This is a genomic window from Nitrospirota bacterium, assembly GCA_040754395.1.
Lineage (GTDB): Bacteria > Nitrospirota > Thermodesulfovibrionia > Thermodesulfovibrionales > SM23-35 > JBFMCL01.
Window position 1 is genome coordinate 1 of sequence record JBFMCL010000010.1, and the last position, 15,862, is coordinate 15,862.

16 protein-coding genes, 4 tRNA genes and 1 pseudogene are annotated in these 15,862 nt (G+C 45.4%); 3 read left to right on the forward strand and 18 right to left on the reverse strand.

What is annotated here, in order from left to right; genetic code table 11:
- Window positions 1–268: 268 nt before the first annotated feature.
- Window positions 269–778 carry a superoxide dismutase [Cu-Zn] SodC gene (gene sodC / locus AB1552_06590; GenBank protein MEW6053444.1) on the forward strand — a complete coding sequence of 170 codons (510 nt, stop codon included), beginning with the start codon at window positions 269–271 and terminating at the stop codon, window positions 776–778.
- A 164-nt stretch (window positions 779–942) separates the two neighbouring features.
- Here sodC and AB1552_06595 read toward each other — a convergent pair whose 3' ends face one another.
- The 13 genes and pseudogenes from AB1552_06595 to AB1552_06655 all read right to left on the reverse strand — a co-directional run bounded on the left by AB1552_06595 (window position 943) and on the right by AB1552_06655 (window position 12,640).
- Window positions 943–1,257 carry a NifB/NifX family molybdenum-iron cluster-binding protein gene (locus AB1552_06595; GenBank protein ID MEW6053445.1) on the reverse strand — a complete coding sequence of 105 codons (315 nt, stop codon included), beginning with the start codon at window positions 1,255–1,257 and terminating at the stop codon, window positions 943–945.
- Between the two features lie 2 nt (window positions 1,258–1,259).
- Window positions 1,260–1,673 carry a GNAT family N-acetyltransferase gene (locus AB1552_06600; GenBank protein ID MEW6053446.1) on the reverse strand — a complete coding sequence of 138 codons (414 nt, stop codon included), beginning with the start codon at window positions 1,671–1,673 and terminating at the stop codon, window positions 1,260–1,262.
- Window positions 1,674–1,740: 67 nt separating this feature from the next.
- Complete coding sequence (locus AB1552_06605) at window positions 1,741–2,046, reverse strand: (2Fe-2S) ferredoxin domain-containing protein (protein MEW6053447.1); 306 nt, start codon at window positions 2,044–2,046, stop codon at window positions 1,741–1,743.
- Between the two features lie 29 nt (window positions 2,047–2,075).
- Window positions 2,076–3,335 carry a radical SAM protein gene (locus AB1552_06610; protein MEW6053448.1) on the reverse strand — a complete coding sequence of 420 codons (1,260 nt, stop codon included), beginning with the start codon at window positions 3,333–3,335 and terminating at the stop codon, window positions 2,076–2,078.
- Between the two features lie 20 nt (window positions 3,336–3,355).
- The gene (locus AB1552_06615; GenBank protein MEW6053449.1) at window positions 3,356–4,720 is read right to left on the reverse strand and encodes a nitrogenase component 1; all 1,365 of its coding nucleotides are present in this window, start codon (window positions 4,718–4,720) and stop codon (window positions 3,356–3,358) included.
- Between the two features lie 15 nt (window positions 4,721–4,735).
- A complete protein-coding gene (gene nifE / locus AB1552_06620) occupies window positions 4,736–6,088 on the reverse strand; it encodes a nitrogenase iron-molybdenum cofactor biosynthesis protein NifE (protein ID MEW6053450.1) in 1,353 nt (450 codons plus the stop codon).
- Window positions 6,089–6,319: 231 nt separating this feature from the next.
- Complete coding sequence (locus tag AB1552_06625; GenBank protein ID MEW6053451.1) at window positions 6,320–7,696, reverse strand: nitrogenase component 1; 1,377 nt, start codon at window positions 7,694–7,696, stop codon at window positions 6,320–6,322.
- Window positions 7,697–7,901: 205 nt separating this feature from the next.
- Complete coding sequence (locus tag AB1552_06630) at window positions 7,902–9,575, reverse strand: nitrogenase component I subunit alpha (GenBank protein ID MEW6053452.1); 1,674 nt, start codon at window positions 9,573–9,575, stop codon at window positions 7,902–7,904.
- Between the two features lie 14 nt (window positions 9,576–9,589).
- Window positions 9,590–9,967, reverse strand: coding sequence for a P-II family nitrogen regulator (locus AB1552_06635; GenBank protein ID MEW6053453.1), 378 nt, complete (start codon window positions 9,965–9,967; stop codon window positions 9,590–9,592).
- Complete coding sequence (locus tag AB1552_06640) at window positions 9,964–10,320, reverse strand: P-II family nitrogen regulator (GenBank protein ID MEW6053454.1); 357 nt, start codon at window positions 10,318–10,320, stop codon at window positions 9,964–9,966. Before AB1552_06640 ends, AB1552_06635 begins: the two co-directional genes overlap by 4 nt.
- A 168-nt stretch (window positions 10,321–10,488) precedes the next feature.
- A complete protein-coding gene (gene nifH, locus AB1552_06645) occupies window positions 10,489–11,316 on the reverse strand; it encodes a nitrogenase iron protein (protein MEW6053455.1) in 828 nt (275 codons plus the stop codon).
- A gap of 474 nt (window positions 11,317–11,790) precedes the next feature.
- Window positions 11,791–12,128 (reverse strand): annotated as a pseudogene (locus AB1552_06650) (P-II family nitrogen regulator).
- Between the two features lie 113 nt (window positions 12,129–12,241).
- On the reverse strand, window positions 12,242–12,640 hold the full coding sequence (locus AB1552_06655) for a hypothetical protein (protein MEW6053456.1): 399 nt from the start codon (window positions 12,638–12,640) through the stop codon (window positions 12,242–12,244).
- On the opposite strand from AB1552_06655, the gene AB1552_06660 reads away from it, so the two are divergent.
- Together AB1552_06660 and AB1552_06665 are read left to right on the forward strand one after the other, a co-directional pair.
- Window positions 12,620–13,093, forward strand: coding sequence for a type IV secretion system DNA-binding domain-containing protein (locus AB1552_06660; GenBank protein MEW6053457.1), 474 nt, complete (start codon window positions 12,620–12,622; stop codon window positions 13,091–13,093). The two genes, AB1552_06655 and AB1552_06660, sit on opposite strands and share 21 nt — an antisense overlap.
- A 123-nt stretch (window positions 13,094–13,216) precedes the next feature.
- Entirely contained in the window at window positions 13,217–14,341 is a 1,125-nt protein-coding gene (locus tag AB1552_06665; GenBank protein MEW6053458.1) for a site-specific integrase, read from the forward strand.
- An 89-nt stretch (window positions 14,342–14,430) separates the two neighbouring features.
- On the opposite strand, the gene AB1552_06670 is transcribed toward AB1552_06665, so the two are convergent.
- The 5 genes from AB1552_06670 to AB1552_06690 all read right to left on the reverse strand — a co-directional run bounded on the left by AB1552_06670 (window position 14,431) and on the right by AB1552_06690 (window position 15,820).
- Window positions 14,431–14,506, reverse strand: a tRNA-Lys gene (locus AB1552_06670).
- Between the two features lie 147 nt (window positions 14,507–14,653).
- Window positions 14,654–14,730, reverse strand: a tRNA-Arg gene (locus AB1552_06675).
- A gap of 104 nt (window positions 14,731–14,834) precedes the next feature.
- Window positions 14,835–14,910: transfer RNA gene (locus tag AB1552_06680), tRNA-His, on the reverse strand.
- 127 nt (window positions 14,911–15,037) lie between these two features.
- A tRNA-Arg gene (locus AB1552_06685) sits at window positions 15,038–15,114 on the reverse strand.
- 49 nt (window positions 15,115–15,163) lie between these two features.
- A complete protein-coding gene (locus AB1552_06690) occupies window positions 15,164–15,820 on the reverse strand; it encodes an HAD-IA family hydrolase (protein MEW6053459.1) in 657 nt (218 codons plus the stop codon).
- Window positions 15,821–15,862: the final 42 nt, after the last annotated feature.

Consider the following 15,862-nt stretch of genomic DNA (forward strand, 5'->3'; position numbering starts at 1 on the left):
GACGGCTGTACTGCCCCGGTGATACCCTTTCTCATGGTGGTGTCTCCTTTCTTTTGTTGATTCCAGTTCAACCTTAAAAGGATACACCGCCTACTCATCTATTTACACACTTTTTGATTGTACTCCTGCTGGATCGAATACAAACCAGACGTCTTTAACTCACCCCCAAGCGGTTGTATCTGCTTTTAACGCGTATTTGCAAGTCATTAATACCTTGGCTATACTGTTATCATATAAGTCACAAAACATTAAAGAGGAGGAGAACCCTATGTGGAAAATTATGCTTGTTATGCTATTTGTTCTATTTCTTGCGGCGGTTGTCTTTGCCGAAGATGTGGTCGTCAAGATCCAGTTGGTGAATGAGCAGGGTGTCGGGAAAGAGATTGGCTCGATCACGGCATCCGATAGCAGGTATGGGCTTATACTGACGCTCCAGTTAAGCGAACTGGCACCAGGGCTGCACGGATTCCATGTACACGAGAAACCGGACTGCTCCCATGCCATGGCAGTTCCTGCGCTTGCTGCCGGCGGACATTACGACCCCTTTTCTACGGGCAAGCACGAAGGTCCTTATGGCAAAGGCCATCTTGGGGACCTTCCTGCTTTGTATGTCGACGCTGACGGGAAAGCAACCCTTCCTGTACTTGCCCCACGGCTGAAAGTAGCGGACATCAAAGGGCGGTCCCTTATGATCCATTCCGGAGGCGATAATTATTCCGACACGCCCGCACCGCTTGGCGGCGGTGGCGCCCGCGTAGCCTGCGGCGTGGTGAAATAGGAACGATTTATTCGCAAGGAAATTACAGGTGATGAAAATTCCCAGCAGGGACACTCATTGATATCAAAAATGATATAAAGGAAACGATCACGCTGAAAATAAGTATACTTAACATCATTTTTAACCTTCTCATTTAATCAGGACAGGGGTCCAATTTTTTAGTTTTATCTGATATTGACTATCGGGCCTTGATAAATAACAGGTTCTATCCCGAGTTTTCTTAATTCCGCTTCAGGAACATCACCGATCTTTGTTATATAGATTTTGGAACAGTCTTTTAAAAGATTTGCCATGTTACTAAATTTGTCCGGATCAAAATCGTGCTTCGGATCGTCAACGGAATATCTTTCGGTCACACGTTCTTCAACAAATGTTAATTTGTTGTCAACGTCATATATTAAAAATCTTTCAGCCCTGCCGAAGTGCTCATTAACGGTCTTTCCGTCTGTTGAGACCACGGCAATTCTTGAAACTGCCATTTTCAACTCCTTTCCTGCATTTTACGCAGACAAATTAGTTTAGTTGTCGTCCACTTTTGTTTTTTATAAAAGTCGAGCGCATGCAAATTATTCCTGTCAGCGAGAAGCTGCAACCTTTTTGCGCCTTTTCTATCCGCCCACTTCTCGATCGACAGCAACAGTTTTTTGCCTATGCCCTGTCCTCGATATGGTCCGGCCACAACCATATCTTCAATTAAGGCAGCTATTCCCCCTTCCGCAGTTGAAACAAGCAGCTGAGCGCTGCACATGCCTATGACTTGCCCGCCCATAGCGGCAACCATGATGCAACGATTTTTCCGGTCGCTCAGCATCATGGCAAGCCCGTTTTGCTGGATTGTCCCGCTAAATGCGAAATCCTCTTCTATGGAAAACAATTCTTCGAGCAAACCGGCCATTTGTTGTATGTCGCAAGTTCCGGCCTCTCTTATAACAACGGGAGAAAAAGTCATTATTTTACAGCTATCAGCTCAATAAATATGCTTCAGCAGCTCCGCCATCTTCAAGGGCATCCAATATCTCATCAATGGCGTCTTCGCTTTCAATATTTCCATACCAGAAGTTTTCCGGATAGATTACCATCATCGGCCCGTTATCGCACTGCTTCATACAGCCTGTACCGGTAAGCAGTGCATCCATTCCTCTGTCGAGTATTTCGTTTTCTATATACGGCAATAACTCCGTTGCCTTTTTTTTATTGCACATCCCCTTTATCTCACCGGATGCTCTGAAACTTGAACAGACAAAAATATGATGTTTTGGTTTTCCCATTTACAATACTCCTATTTTATACAGTTATTTTACATACACCCCATGCCGGTGCTTGCGCATGGACGATTACACGCCTCTATATCTCTTCTTATCAAATAATTCATGCTGTGACCTTCGAAGACCGCCTCCAGCGCATCTTCAATCAACCCGTCCAGTTCCAGGATATCGATCCCTTTTCCGGAGAGCACCTGCCTGGGGTTATCTCCGATCCCGCTGACAAGGAGCGCCCGGCAATCACTGATTAATTCAGCGAGTTCCTCCCAGCGTTTCAGTCCTCCGCCCGGTTCAGGGGTTTCTCTGGACTCAATAAAGTTGATTTTCCCGTCTTTTTTCCCGTAAATCAAAAGTTCTTTTGCTTTTCCCAGTTTTTGATTGACGAGGGTGCCTTCGAGACTGGCAACAGCAACATGAGGACGTTTTTTATCACAAATTTCCGGAAGCCTGGAACATTCTTTAAGCTTCTCGATTATCTCATTATTGTTTTCTTCACCTAATATACCAACCGCATCCGCCCTGCATCTTCCACAATGATACATCTGTGGAATATATTGAGAAGCTTTCTTCCTGATATTACTTATCAGTTCTCCGGAAGGCTCTTTCAGGTTCCCAAAAGCCGAACCTTTGGCCGGATAAAATGGGACGCAGTTTAAAATGTCCACTTTGAGTTCAGACATTTTTTCCGCAACTGCTTCAATATGGTCCTCATTTATCCCGGGTATTATGATGGTATTCACTTTGGTTGTAATCCCTCTTTCTTTTAGCATAGCTATCGCTTCGAGCTGCTTTTCAAGGAGAATTTTTACACCGGCCTTTGGGTTCAAAACCCTTTTCCCATATCGGATGAACGAATATATTTCTGCTCCGATCTCAGGGTCTATTGCATTAAGGGTTATGGTTACATGGCTGACATTAATCTTGGCCAGTTCATCTATATAATGTCCTGCGTTCAAGCCGTTTGTTGCCACACAAAGTATTATTTCCGGATACTTTTCCCGTACAAGGCGAAGAGTCTCCATGGTCTCTTTTGGATTGGCAAACGGGTCGCCCGGACCTGCAATACCGACTACCGATATGTTTTTGACATTCTCAAAAACAAAATCCAGGTATGTCATGGCCTGTTTCGGTGTAAGGACCGCGCTGGTGACGCCGGGTCTGCTTTCGTTTACACAGTCGTATTTGCGGTCGCAATATTTGCACTGGATGTTACATCTGGGGGCAATGGGAAGATGCACTCTTCCGTATCTGCTCCGCATTTCGGCGTTAAAACATGGATGGTTAGATAAATCCATTTTCTTTCTCCTGATATATTTCACATATATGTATACCCGACAGGCGACGCATCCTGCCGGGAAGCTATGATGGTGTTTGAAATCGTATCAAACAGCTGTTGTGCGCCTTTGTACCCGATATGGAGAATTCTTGCGCCTCCCATCCGGTCATGTATCGGGAATCCGACTCTAATCAGAGGCCTGTTAAGCTCACGAGCCGTCTTGTACCCCTTGCTGTTGCCGATTAAAAAATCCGGGGACAATTTTTTAGCGGCATCTCCTATATCGACAAAATCAACACCTTCAAGTGTCACTATTCCCCTGGATTCAAAATCTTCGACAACCTGACAAAGTTTATTCTTTAAATGTCCGCTCTTCCCTCCCGTAGCGCAAAGAACCGGGATGACGCCTATTTCCGATAAAAAAGAAGCAAGACCTACAACCAGGTCCTCCTCGCCGTAAACGACGGCGCGCGCCTCAAAAACATATTTATGCCCGTCCACATAGGAGTCTATGAGCCTGCCTCTCTCCCCGATATATTTTTCCGGCACGGGTTTCCCGGTTATCTTCGAAATCGCGTCAAAAAAAACATCCGTTTCATTAACTCCGATGGGAAGTCCCAGGCTGTGACAGGGAACCTTAAATCTGTTTTGCAGCAATTTCCCGGCGCTTTCATCTTCGGCGAGAATCCTGCCAAACTCTATGCTTGCAACGGCGCTACCCATTGAAATAATCTGTTTTATACTTGTTCCTCCTTCGGGGATCTTTTGGTATTCAGACCATAGAGGCCCGTCAAGAGTTTGAGAATAATCGGGCAGCATTACATGATCTGCTCCAAAATCCTTAAATATCTCTTTTATGTGTCTGTAATCCGCAGGGGATAACATGCCCGGAAAAAGATTGATATGTTTCGCCTCCAGGTCTTCTTTTGCTGATATAGAATTGACCGCTGCCTTTACAGCGCCGTGAAAGCCATCTATGTGTGTCCCGGAATAACTTGGGGTTGAAACCGAAACGATTAATGGAGACTTTGTCCCGGAATTTTTCTTATGGTAATCGCTTAAAATCATGGGAACATCATCGCCAATGGTTTCACTGAGACAAGTGGTCGCAACCCCTATAAACTTTGGGTCGTACTGCTTTATTATGTTTTGAACCGCGAGTATTAAATTGGCGCTTCCACCAAAAACAGCGGTCTCTTCCGTGAAATTTGAAGATGCTATATCAACCGGTTCATTAAAATGGCTGATCAGGTATCTTCTGATATATGTGGAACAACCCTGGGAGCCGTGAAGAAGCGGCACGGATTTTTCTATGCCTCTGAAAACCAGGGACGCACCCAACGGGCTGCAAAGTTTGCAAGCGTTACTTGTTGCCTTGTATTCAACATTTTCTAAAGCCTTCATTTTAATTTCTCCAAATCAGGAAAACTTTTTCCCCGGCGCAAATTTCCATACCGGACTTTTGACCGAAGAATAGACCTCTCTTGCAAAATTCAGCATGCCGCTGTAGCCTGCAAGAGAGAGTTTTCTTTCATGGTTGTGGTCGCAGAAACCAATCCCGAGTTTGTATGCTATCGGTCTTTCCTTGACGCCGCCGATAAAAAGATCGGCCCCTTTTTCAATGCAGTATTTGGAAAGCTCCAAAGGATTGGCATCATCTACAATCACCGTACCGTCATCGCACATTTCTCTTAATAGTTTATAATCGTCCCTGTTTCCTGTTTGAGAACCGGCCAGCACAACGTCCATCCCAACAGACCTTAATGCCTTAATCATGGAAAAGACTTTAAACGCCCCTCCTACATATACGGCGGCCTTCTTGCCGGAAAGCGCTTTTTTATAGCGTTTTAATTCCGGTTGTATGTTTTCTATTTCTTCTCGCACAATATTTTGTGCTTTTTCCATTATCGAGGGATGATCTTCGAAATGTTCGGCCACATCATAAAGGGCTTTCGACATGTCTTCGATTCCGAAGTAGGATACCCTAATATAAGGAATGCCGTATCTTTTATTCATGATCTCAGCCAGATATGTCATCGACCCGGAACACTGAACCACATTGAGCGAAGCTCCATGTGAACGTTTGATCCGTTCGACTCTGCCGTCTCCCGTAAAAACAGACACCACCTCAAGCCCCATCCTCTCGTAGTAATCTTGAATGGTCCATGCTTCACCGGCGATATTAAATTCCCCTATGATATTGATGCTCAAAGGGCTGATTCCTTCAGTAGATCCTGTCCCGACAATTTCCGCCATGGCTTCGCATGCAGCTTTGTACCCATCTTTTTTTGTTCCCTTGAACCCTTCCGAATGAACCGGCAATACAGGAATCCCTTTCTCGTCAGACACGCGTTTGCATACTGAATCCACATCATCGCCTATTAATCCCACAATGCAGGTCGCGTAAACAAACGCCGCATTGGGACTATATTTATCAATAAGCCTGACAAGGGATCCGTACAATTTTTTCTCTCCGCCGAAGATGATATCTTTTTCCTTAAGATCTGTGGAAAAACTCATCCGGTGGAGCTGTGGGCCTGATGAAAGCGCTCCTCTTATGTCCCAGGTGTAGGATGCGCACCCGATAGGGCCGTGGATCAGGTGTAAGGCATCGGCGATAGGATACAGCACCACACGCGAGCCGCAAAAAACGCAGGCCCTTTGGCTGACGGAACCGGCAAGGCTCTTTTTTTCGCATGTCATATCAAAGGCCTGTTCGCCTTTGTGATATATCTGCTTTTCCCTTTCTTTTAATATTGCAATTGTCGCCATTTTCCCTCCTTAAAATCATCCACCACTTTCAAAACATTTTCTTGTTTTGGAGGGCAGATGTGCTGAAAAAGCCCTGCCATCGACACCTTACAGCCCTTATGCGTAGCCTGCCAGCTCTTTGCCAAAAGGCACAAAAAGTTAAAAGTGCGGTCACGTGTATCATAATCAAATCCTGTCGATTTGCAGGGGTTTTTCAGCACATCTGCCCTCCATTTTATGCAACGTTTAAAATTACATTACCAGTTCAAACTCTATTTCAGAGGAATCCCTGTCCTGACGGTCCATAAGCGCATCGAGTATCTTTACTAAAAGACGCATTCCACCTTTGTACCCGACTGTTGGAAAATAACTGTGGCCGATTCTGTCTAAAATCGGGAAACCGAACCGGATAAACGGAATATCTTCATCTCTTGAGATGTACTTCACATAAGTGTTTCCGATGAGAAGATCCACAGTATCATTTTTTACCCATTGATGGAACAGCATCATGTCGCCGCCGCTTTTAACGTTTACCTTACACGGCAGGTCCTGTGTTAAGCTCTCAATCCTCTTTGTAAAATTGCTGTCCTTTGTACCGGTAACAATATGTATTGGCAGCATATCAATAGATACCAGAAATTCCGTAAGGGCCTCGAGCTGATCAGGGTCTCCCACCAGGCCGACTTTCTTGTGATAAAAATAGGCCTGCATATCTGTGATTATGTCTAAAAGCTGTCCTCTTTCGATGTTTATAGAGTCGGGAACGTTTACCCCGGCCATCTTTCTTAAGGCATCGATAAACCTGTCGGTCGCCTTAATCCCTATGGGCAGATCGAGTATTTCACATGGCACCTTGCATTTTGTGTCAAGGGCCAGAGCAGCGGGTCCAGACGCCAAACGGCCCAGCCCAATTGTGCCCCGGCTGCTTCCAGTCTTCTTTAGCTCATCTATGGTAACTCCGCCTTTCGGATACATTGTAAATTTGCCGGTCTGGGGCCCGTTAAGCACATTTTCAGTGTCCGGGAACATTATAATCCTGACTCCCAGTTTGCCTGCTATCCTCTTAATTTCCTTCATATCCGAAGGTTCCACCCATCCGGGAATGATATTAATACGGTTTTCTTTATGTGCGTTCGGTATTGCAAAATAATCGACCATAGCCTTTGTCATGTTGGCAAAACCCGTGACATGGGTTCCCACATAACTTGGGGTATTTGCATGTAATACATATTTCCCTTTGGGAATTTTACCGTCGGCCTCAGCTTTTGCAAATATCTGTGGAATATCGTCCCCTATAGTTTCGGATAAACAGGTGGTATGAACAGCTACGACATCCGGCTCGTAAATAGTAAAAATATTGTTTAGCGCCTGCAGCAGATTTGCCTGGCCTCCGAAAACAGAGGCACCTTCCGTAAATGAGCTGGTGGCGGCCATTACAGGCTCCCTGTAGTGTCTGGTCAGGGTGCTCCGGTGATATGCATAACATCCCTGTGAGCCATGGCTGTGTGGAAGGCAGCCGTGAATTCCCAGGGACGCATACAGGGCGCCAATGGGCTGGCAGGTTTTCGCCGGGTTGACGGTCAAAGCCTGACGTTCTGTGATCTCTTTTGGCGTATGTCGTAATAACATATTAAATTCCCTCCGACCTTGGTTAATATCAATTTTAATAAGGATCTCAAAATAGTAAGGACATTCTTGGGGCCGTCATTCCCGCAGTCCTCAGGCGGGAATCCACGTTTTAAAGCCCTGGATGCCCGACTAATAACCTCGGGCATGACGAATAAAGAAAGGCAGTGTGTATGCTCTATTTTGAGACTGTTAATAATTTTTTCCTTTATTCATATGCATACATGGCGGCCAGTTCAGGACTCTTTTCCCACGGTGACTTGATATGCTCCCATACCTTGCTGTTTACCATCCGGTCTATTTCATAATAAAAGTTAATTGCCCCCTGGTAAACGGTATATGGGCCGCCGGAATCATAGTTGTGAAGCTGTTTCAGAGGTATCCCGTGTTTCTGCACCATATACTTTTCCTTGATCCCTGCGCAAAAGATAGCCGGCTTATAGATTTCAATAAGCATTTCAGTTTCATGCTGGCTGATGTCATCAATAACATACGCGCCTTCTTCCATATCGGGCATCATCCCTTCATAGTGCTTTAACATGACACCGTGTCTTTCCCGTGCTTCAAGTTCTTTTTCATTGATCCTTGGCTTGTATTTTTCAGGGTCCTTTTGAACATCGAGCTCTTCTATGTTTCTGCTGTCAGCATCGACTTTAATTTTCGGCAACACGTCTCTTCCCTCATAATCGTCCCTGTGGGCGAACTCATATCCAGCAGCTATCGTTATCATCCCTATTTCGTTAAACAGTTCCTGGTAATGATGAGCGCGAGACCCTCCCACAAACATCATGGCAAGCTTTCCTTCGAGACGCGGTCTGATTTCTGCCTGTGCTTTTTCCACTGCAGGCATCTCCTCGGCAATCACTTCCTCAGCCCTGTCAATAAGTTTCTTGTCACCATAATATTGGGCAATTTTTCTGAGTGAGGTTGAGGTTGCCTGAGCGCCCAGGAAATTGACCTTGATCCAGGGTATCCCGTATTTTTTCTCCATCATGTCAGCCACATAATTGATGGAACGATGGCACATAATCAGGTTCAGGTCGGCAGTATGGGCGTTTGCGAAACGGTTCACGCTCGCGTTGCCGCTGAAGGTGGAAATCAACGTAATTCCGCATTTCTCAAATAATTTTTCTAAAAGGAAGGCATCTCCTCCGATATTGTATTCACCAAGAAGGTTGACCTTGTAATCTCCTTCTCTTACCGTATTATCCTGTCCGATCACGTGAATCAATAACCCGTTGTTGGCTACATGGTGCCCTGCAGACTGGCTGACCCCTTTGTATCCTTCACAACTGAATCCGAAGATATTTATCCCAAGCTTTTCTTTCATCTCCCTGGCCACTGAATGAACATCGTCCCCTATCAAACCGACAGGACATGTAGAGAATATGGCAATCATTTTCGGCTTAAAGATGTCATACGCTTCCTGGATAGCGGCTTTCAGCTTTTTTTCTCCACCAAAAATGATCTCTTTATCTTCCATGTCTGTTGAAAAACAGTAGGTCATAAAATTATGCCCGTCAGGCGAGGTTGAGGGATCGGTCTGGTTCCGCCTTGTTAGCCAGCTGTAAAAACCGCAACCGATCGGGCCGTGGGTAAGGTTTATGATATCCCGAGTAGGCCCCATTACAACCCCTTTACATCCTGCATAGCAGCAGCCTCTCTGTGATATAATGCCGGGAACGGTCCTGGCATTGGCCTGTATTTCAGCGTAGTTTTCATCGTCAACTTTTTTGTTTATAACAATATGCTCTGATCTTTTCCTCGCTACCTTCGGAGGATATTTCAATATAATTTCATTCTTGACCTTATGCGGGTCTATCGCTTTCCAGTTGTCCGGTGTTACTTCTACATCTGTTGTTTCTTTACGTATAGGTTCCATGCTTTATCTCCTGTTTAATCATCAAGTGTTGAATTGCCGCTTTCCCCGGTTCTTACCCTGATGGAATCGGCGATCGGCATTACAAATATTTTTCCGTCTCCGGATTTGCCTGTCTGATTTAACCTGATTATTGCATCAACTGTCTTCTTAACTAATTTGTCAGGGACTACAATAAACAATATTCTTTTAGGGATTAAACGCTGGCTCTGGCCTAATTGCGAGATTGCCTCTTCATAGCCCTGTTCTGCTCCTTTAAGCAGCTTTAAGTCGACCAGACCCTTTCCCCTTCCCAAAGCGTCTCTTGCGGTGATTGATGATATACCGGCTTCAGCAAGAGCTTTTTTCGTTTTATTGATCATATTCATGCGAATAACTGCCATAACCTCCTTCATATCTTCACCTTTTCTGTCTCCCCTGAGGATGTTTCCCTGATCCCGGAACTTATCGTGTAAGACTCTTCCACAGTGGTTATGAAAATTTTCCCATCTCCAAACGCTCCTTTATCGCCTGTTCTTGCCGCTTGCATAATCGTTTTAACAACAAAATCCTTATCACCATCATTTACGACTGTTAGGAGTAACTCCTTTGGGATTTCGTCATAGGTTATCTCGCCGATTTTTATTCCCCGCTGCTTGCCCCTGCCCACAACAGACATCTTGGTTACCGCAGGAAATCCTGCATCCATAAGCGCTGCAAGCACATTGTCCGATTTTTCAGGCCTTACAATTGCTCTGATCATTATCATCTTAATTTTCCTTTCTATAGATTTTTATTTTTAATTAGAGTCTGTGTACAAACTACGTTTGTTCACCGTCATTCCGGCAGTCCTTTGGCCGGAAACAAGTATTTTTAAAAGGTTCTGGATTCCTGCCTCCGCAGGAATGACAAAAAACCTGACTTTATACACGGACACTTATGCCGCTATACCGTAATTTATGAGAAGCTTTTCAAGCTCGTCTATCGCAAGCGGATCTGGTATAACGAACTTCCTGTTTTCTTCCATTTTTTTTGCAAGGGTTCTGTATTCATCTGCCTGGGGGTGCTTGGGATCAAACTCTATCACGGTTTTTCTGTTTATTTCAGCCCTTTGAACCATATTGTCTCTGGGAATGAAATGTATCATATGCGATCCAAGCTTTTCTGCAAAAGCCTCTATCATTTCCCTCTCATTATCCACCTGGCGGCTGTTGCATATGAGCCCTGCCAAACGAATGCCGCCAGCTTCTGCAAATTTCAGTATCCCTTTGCATATGTTGTTTGCTGCGTACATGGCCATCATTTCACCGGAGACAACTATATAAATCTCATTGGCCTTACCCTCGCGCATAGGCATGGCAAATCCACCGCAGACGACGTCGCCAAGCACGTCGTAAAAGGCATAATCGATATTCTCATCTTCCGCATAAGCGCCAAGCTGTTCTAATAGATTAATAGCTGTAATAATACCCCTGCCTGCACACCCAACCCCGGGTTCAGGCCCGCCTGATTCGGTGCAGAGTGTTTTGCCAAAGCCTTCAATGCGAACATCTTCAAGTTTCACTTCTTGCCCTTCTTCCCGCAGGGTGTCTAAAACTGTGCTCTGGTTCAGTCCGCCAAGAAGGAGTCTTGTTGAATCTGCCTTTGGATCACAGCCGACCACCATGACCTTTCTACCCATCTCTGCAAGCCCGGCTACTGTATTTTGTGTGGTTGTTGACTTTCCAATGCCACCCTTTCCGTAAATTGCGATTTTTCTGGTCACCATGTCGACCCTCCTTTCTGATTTATTATTACATACGCAATCAACGTGCCAGTTTAGAAAACTAAGAAAGACGGGCGTTTACACAGGTTTCAATGTTTTTGCCAGAACAATATTGTTGTTTATAGAACATTATTGTTGCAAAATGTTTGAAAAATGGAAAAATACAGATAAAGTTTAACCTGAAAAATGCGTTCTATTATATTTTCAGGGAGGCATGTGTGCAGAAAAAGCTCTCCGGCAGCAGCTTTGTAGGCGGTACCACAACCCTGAAATCCTGCAAGTTTTCATGTCGCCTGTATCGATAACAATAAATACGCAGATTCTGCATTGGAGAGGTTTTTATGTACATGTGCCTTCCTTAATTTTCGGTCAAATGCATTTTTTGGGTTAATGCAGTCGGTGGTTAAAATGAATGAATAAAAAAAAGAGAGGAGAGATGAAATTCTCTCCCCTCTTTGATGCTGCTGTAATACCTTATATTGCTGCCTCTCCTTTATCGCCGGTCCTGATTCTTATGACATCCTCAAGGGAATAAAGGAATATCTTTCCTCTCCTATGTTTCCTGTTTTTGCCTTCTCAATAATCGTAGAAACAACTTTATCTATTATTGAATCAGGGATAACCACCTCTATCTTTATCTTGGGTATGAAGTTCACCTCATATTCTGCACCCCTGTATATTTCTACATGTCCTTTTTGCCTCCCGAATCCTTTCACCTCGGTAATAGTCATACCGTGAATCCCGATTGAATTGAGAGCGTCTTTTACTTCATCAAGTTTAAAGGGTTTTATTATTGCCTCTATTTTTTTCATATTCCCTCCATTTTCTCATTATTTTTTATAGGTTGTATGCCTTCTCTCCATGCTGGCTTTCGTCAAGTCCAGTAATTTCGTGTTCGTCCTCGACCCTTATGCCAACAAATACCTTATATAAGCATAAAGATGATAAAGGTCACAACAGCAACGTACAGCATTGTGACTCCGACAGCTATGAGCTGGGTCATAAGCTGGCCTGGATTTCCGTATAAGAGGCCTCTGCCAGCTTCATTTATTGCCGGATCAGCAAAAATGCCGGTGAGAATAGCGCCCAAGGTCCCTGCTACTCCATGAATACCAAAGGCATCGAGTGAATCATCATAACCGAGCTTCGGCTTGATGGCTGCAACAGAAAAGTAAGGGATGATCCCGCCCAAGACCCCCATAATAATTGCACCTTTGATATTCACAAAACCTGCTGCAGGGGTTATAACAACAAGGCCCGCTATTGCACCTGAAGCAAGACCTAAGATCGTAGGCTTTCTTGTATGCATCCATTCGATAAACATCCAGGATATCGCAGCAACTGCAGTAGCGGTATTGGTATTAATAAAGGCGGCTCTGTCTGGATAGGCATTCAGGACATCGGACAGGTGGACAAAATCTACACGCGGGAACTCAGGCAGTCGATACTGAATTCCTGCGGGAGCAATATCATCGGGTACCTTGCAGATCCCGACACGGCGGAATACTTCAGCAAGAGACTGGGGAAGACGACATTTTTTGAGGCCGACGATTCCCAGCATATGGGGCCTTCAATGAAGGACGGCCGTTTGAACATCTCTCAGAGGAAGAAGGAAGAGTGGCTTATATTGCCCTCGGAAATTATGCACCTTCCAAAGTTCGAGTGTTTTGTAAAAGTCCCCGGATTTCCCTTCACAAGAACAAGGGTGACACGTAAAGACTATGCAGACATAGTGACGCCTTTCGAGATACGCGACGGGTTGTCCCTTGATATATAACTCGGGGAAGACGATAAAGAACGACCGCTGCTCAATCATAGTTGTGCATGGTATAATCAACCGGTATTTTCAAGCCTTGTTGGTCCCCATGTCTCCTAGGAGACAGGAGAGGAGGATAGATTAATGGGACTATACAAGAGACGTGATTCACCGATATGGTGGATGAGTTTTTCAGTCAGTGGAAGGCCTTACAGACGCAGCACAGGCACAGACAACAAAAAACTGGCAGAAGCGATCCTTGGCAAGGTAAAGACCCAGGTTCAGGAAGGCAGATGGTTTGAGATCGATGAGGCAAAGCAACATACTTTTGATGAAATGATGGACAGGCTTATTAAAGATCATGCGCCTACGGTGTCTGGGAAAATGCTGAAAAGCTACCGGAATTCCCTTGCACATCTCAGCGAGTTTTTCTCCGGGCAGACACTTGATAAGATCGATACTGATTCCGTGATGCAGTATGTTGCTCACCGCCGGGAGCAAACTTGCGTGCCTGGGACACAAAGGTGTGACAAATGCAAGTGCACTCCCGGAACCGAACCTTGTCAATTATTACGGGAGAAAAGAAAATGCAGACCGGCAACCAGGAACAGGGAGCTTGCCATGCTTTCAAAGGCTTTCAATCTTGCAAGGCTCTGGAAGTGGACGAAAGAAAACCCCTGTGCACTTGTCAAAAGAGAAAAGGAAGACAATGAAAATATCGGCAAATGTCTGCCTGTTGACAGGGAAGATATGCTATTTAACGCCTGTGAGCGCCGTTGCAATGGGCAACTTCTGGAAATGGTCAAGATAGCGATCCACACCGGATTGAGAGAAGCCGAAATACTCAATATGCGCTGGGAGAAGATCGAGTTCAGGGAGAGAACGATTTCCGTAATTCAAAAAGGCGGAAGGGAAAAGATAGTTCCTATGAACGACACCGCTTTTAGTCTTCTGAAAGAAAAATCCAGAGTCCGGTCGATTTCTGGTTATGTTTTCACTACTGCAAATGATACTCCGTTTATTGCGCGAAACGTTTACCGCGAGTTTCAGAAGGCATGTAAGCGGGCAGGAATTGAAGCCTTTAGATTCCACGATCTGAGGCACACTACTGGAACGAGACTGGCACAGGCAGGGCATGACATTTATGCTATCGCTTGCCTGCTGGGGCATAGCCAGCTTTCCACAGCCAAAAGATATGCCAAGCACAATACCGAAAGCATGCACAATGTTGTGAAGACACTCGATAAGAAAATGGCGGGAAAGGCATGATCTCGTGCAAAACTTTCACGATTTTATCACGTTGAGCGTTTCAGAGACAAAAAAAGGGCAGGAGAAATCTCCTAACCCCTTGATTTTTATGGTGAGCCGTGCAGGATTCGAACCTGCGACCCGCTGATTAAGAGTCAGCTGCTCTACCAGCTGAGCTAACGGCCCACGGAGAAACCAGCAAACAGTGAACAGTGACAAGTGGATAGTAAATAGTCTTAAAATGAACCAGTGAAACCCTTCGTCACTTTTTACTGCTCACTAACTATTCTTTTGTTGCTATTCACCGCAAATTTTGTTTTACAAAAATTACAGTGGCGCGCCTGAGAGGATTCGAACCTCCGACCCTCGGCTCCGGAGGCCGATGCTCTGATCCACTGAGCTACAGGCGCACTCAACAGCATGCAAAAGTTACAAGCGAAAAGTGAAAAGTTTTTGTCCGGAAAAATTTAATAATTCATCCCCTGCAACTTTTCACTCCTCTGTGCCTTACTTTTGGGGTGAGTGAGGGGACTCGAACCCCCAACACCTGGAGCCACAGTCCAGTGCTCTGACCTTTGAGCTACACTCACCATCTAATGACAGTTCACAGTGAACAGTATTCAGTTATTAGTAAATCAGAAAAATATCTGTGAAATCAAATCTTCCTCTTCACTGATCTCTCTTCACTGCCAGTTTTTTGCCCCGCAAAATTCAAACTGGCGCGCCTGAAGGGATTCGAACCCCTGACCCACTGCTTAGAAGGCAGTTGCTCTATCCGACTGAGCTACAGGCGCAGCATAATATTATTGACCGATAATACAGCATGAACAGTTCGAATTAAAATTATATGAGTTCAGAAGAGATTCTGTCAAGAATACCGGGCAGGTCGCTGAAGCGCTCGATGAGGCAATCCGCCCCGGTAAGATATTCCTTCCCCCTGTATCCGTAGGTAACCGCAATAGTGGTGACGCCTGCGTCCTTTCCTGCTTCTATGTCAAAATTGCTGTCTCCGACCATCGCGGCTTCATGGGGCGGTACCCCCATTTTTTCGAGTGCATAGATGACCGGCACCGGAGAAGGTTTCCTGTGCGGGGTGGTGTCGCTGCCGACCACCAGGGCAAAATATTTCGCGAGATCCAGTGCTTCCAAAAGCCGGGTCGAGAGGCCTTCCCTTTTATTGGATATCACAGCCTTTTTATATCCACCCAGCGCTTCCAGCGTTTCCCTGACAGAAGGGTAGACGGCGGAATAATCCGTGAGGTGCCCTGCGTAATATCCCAGGAAATTCCCGATCACCGCATCCCTTGAAGCGCGCTGATCCTCTCCGAGGACCTTTTCTATCAGCCGTGTAATGCCTTCTCCGATCATTGCCGTTGTGTCTTCGACGGTAAACTGTTTCCTGCGGTAGGACTGCAGGGCGTAATTCAGCGCATTGGTAATATCCCTGCGTGTATCGACGAGGGTTCCGTCAAGGTCGAACATGAGAAGTTTCACCGGCATATGCAATTATATCACAGCGTTCATTCCCGACCATGACCCGGT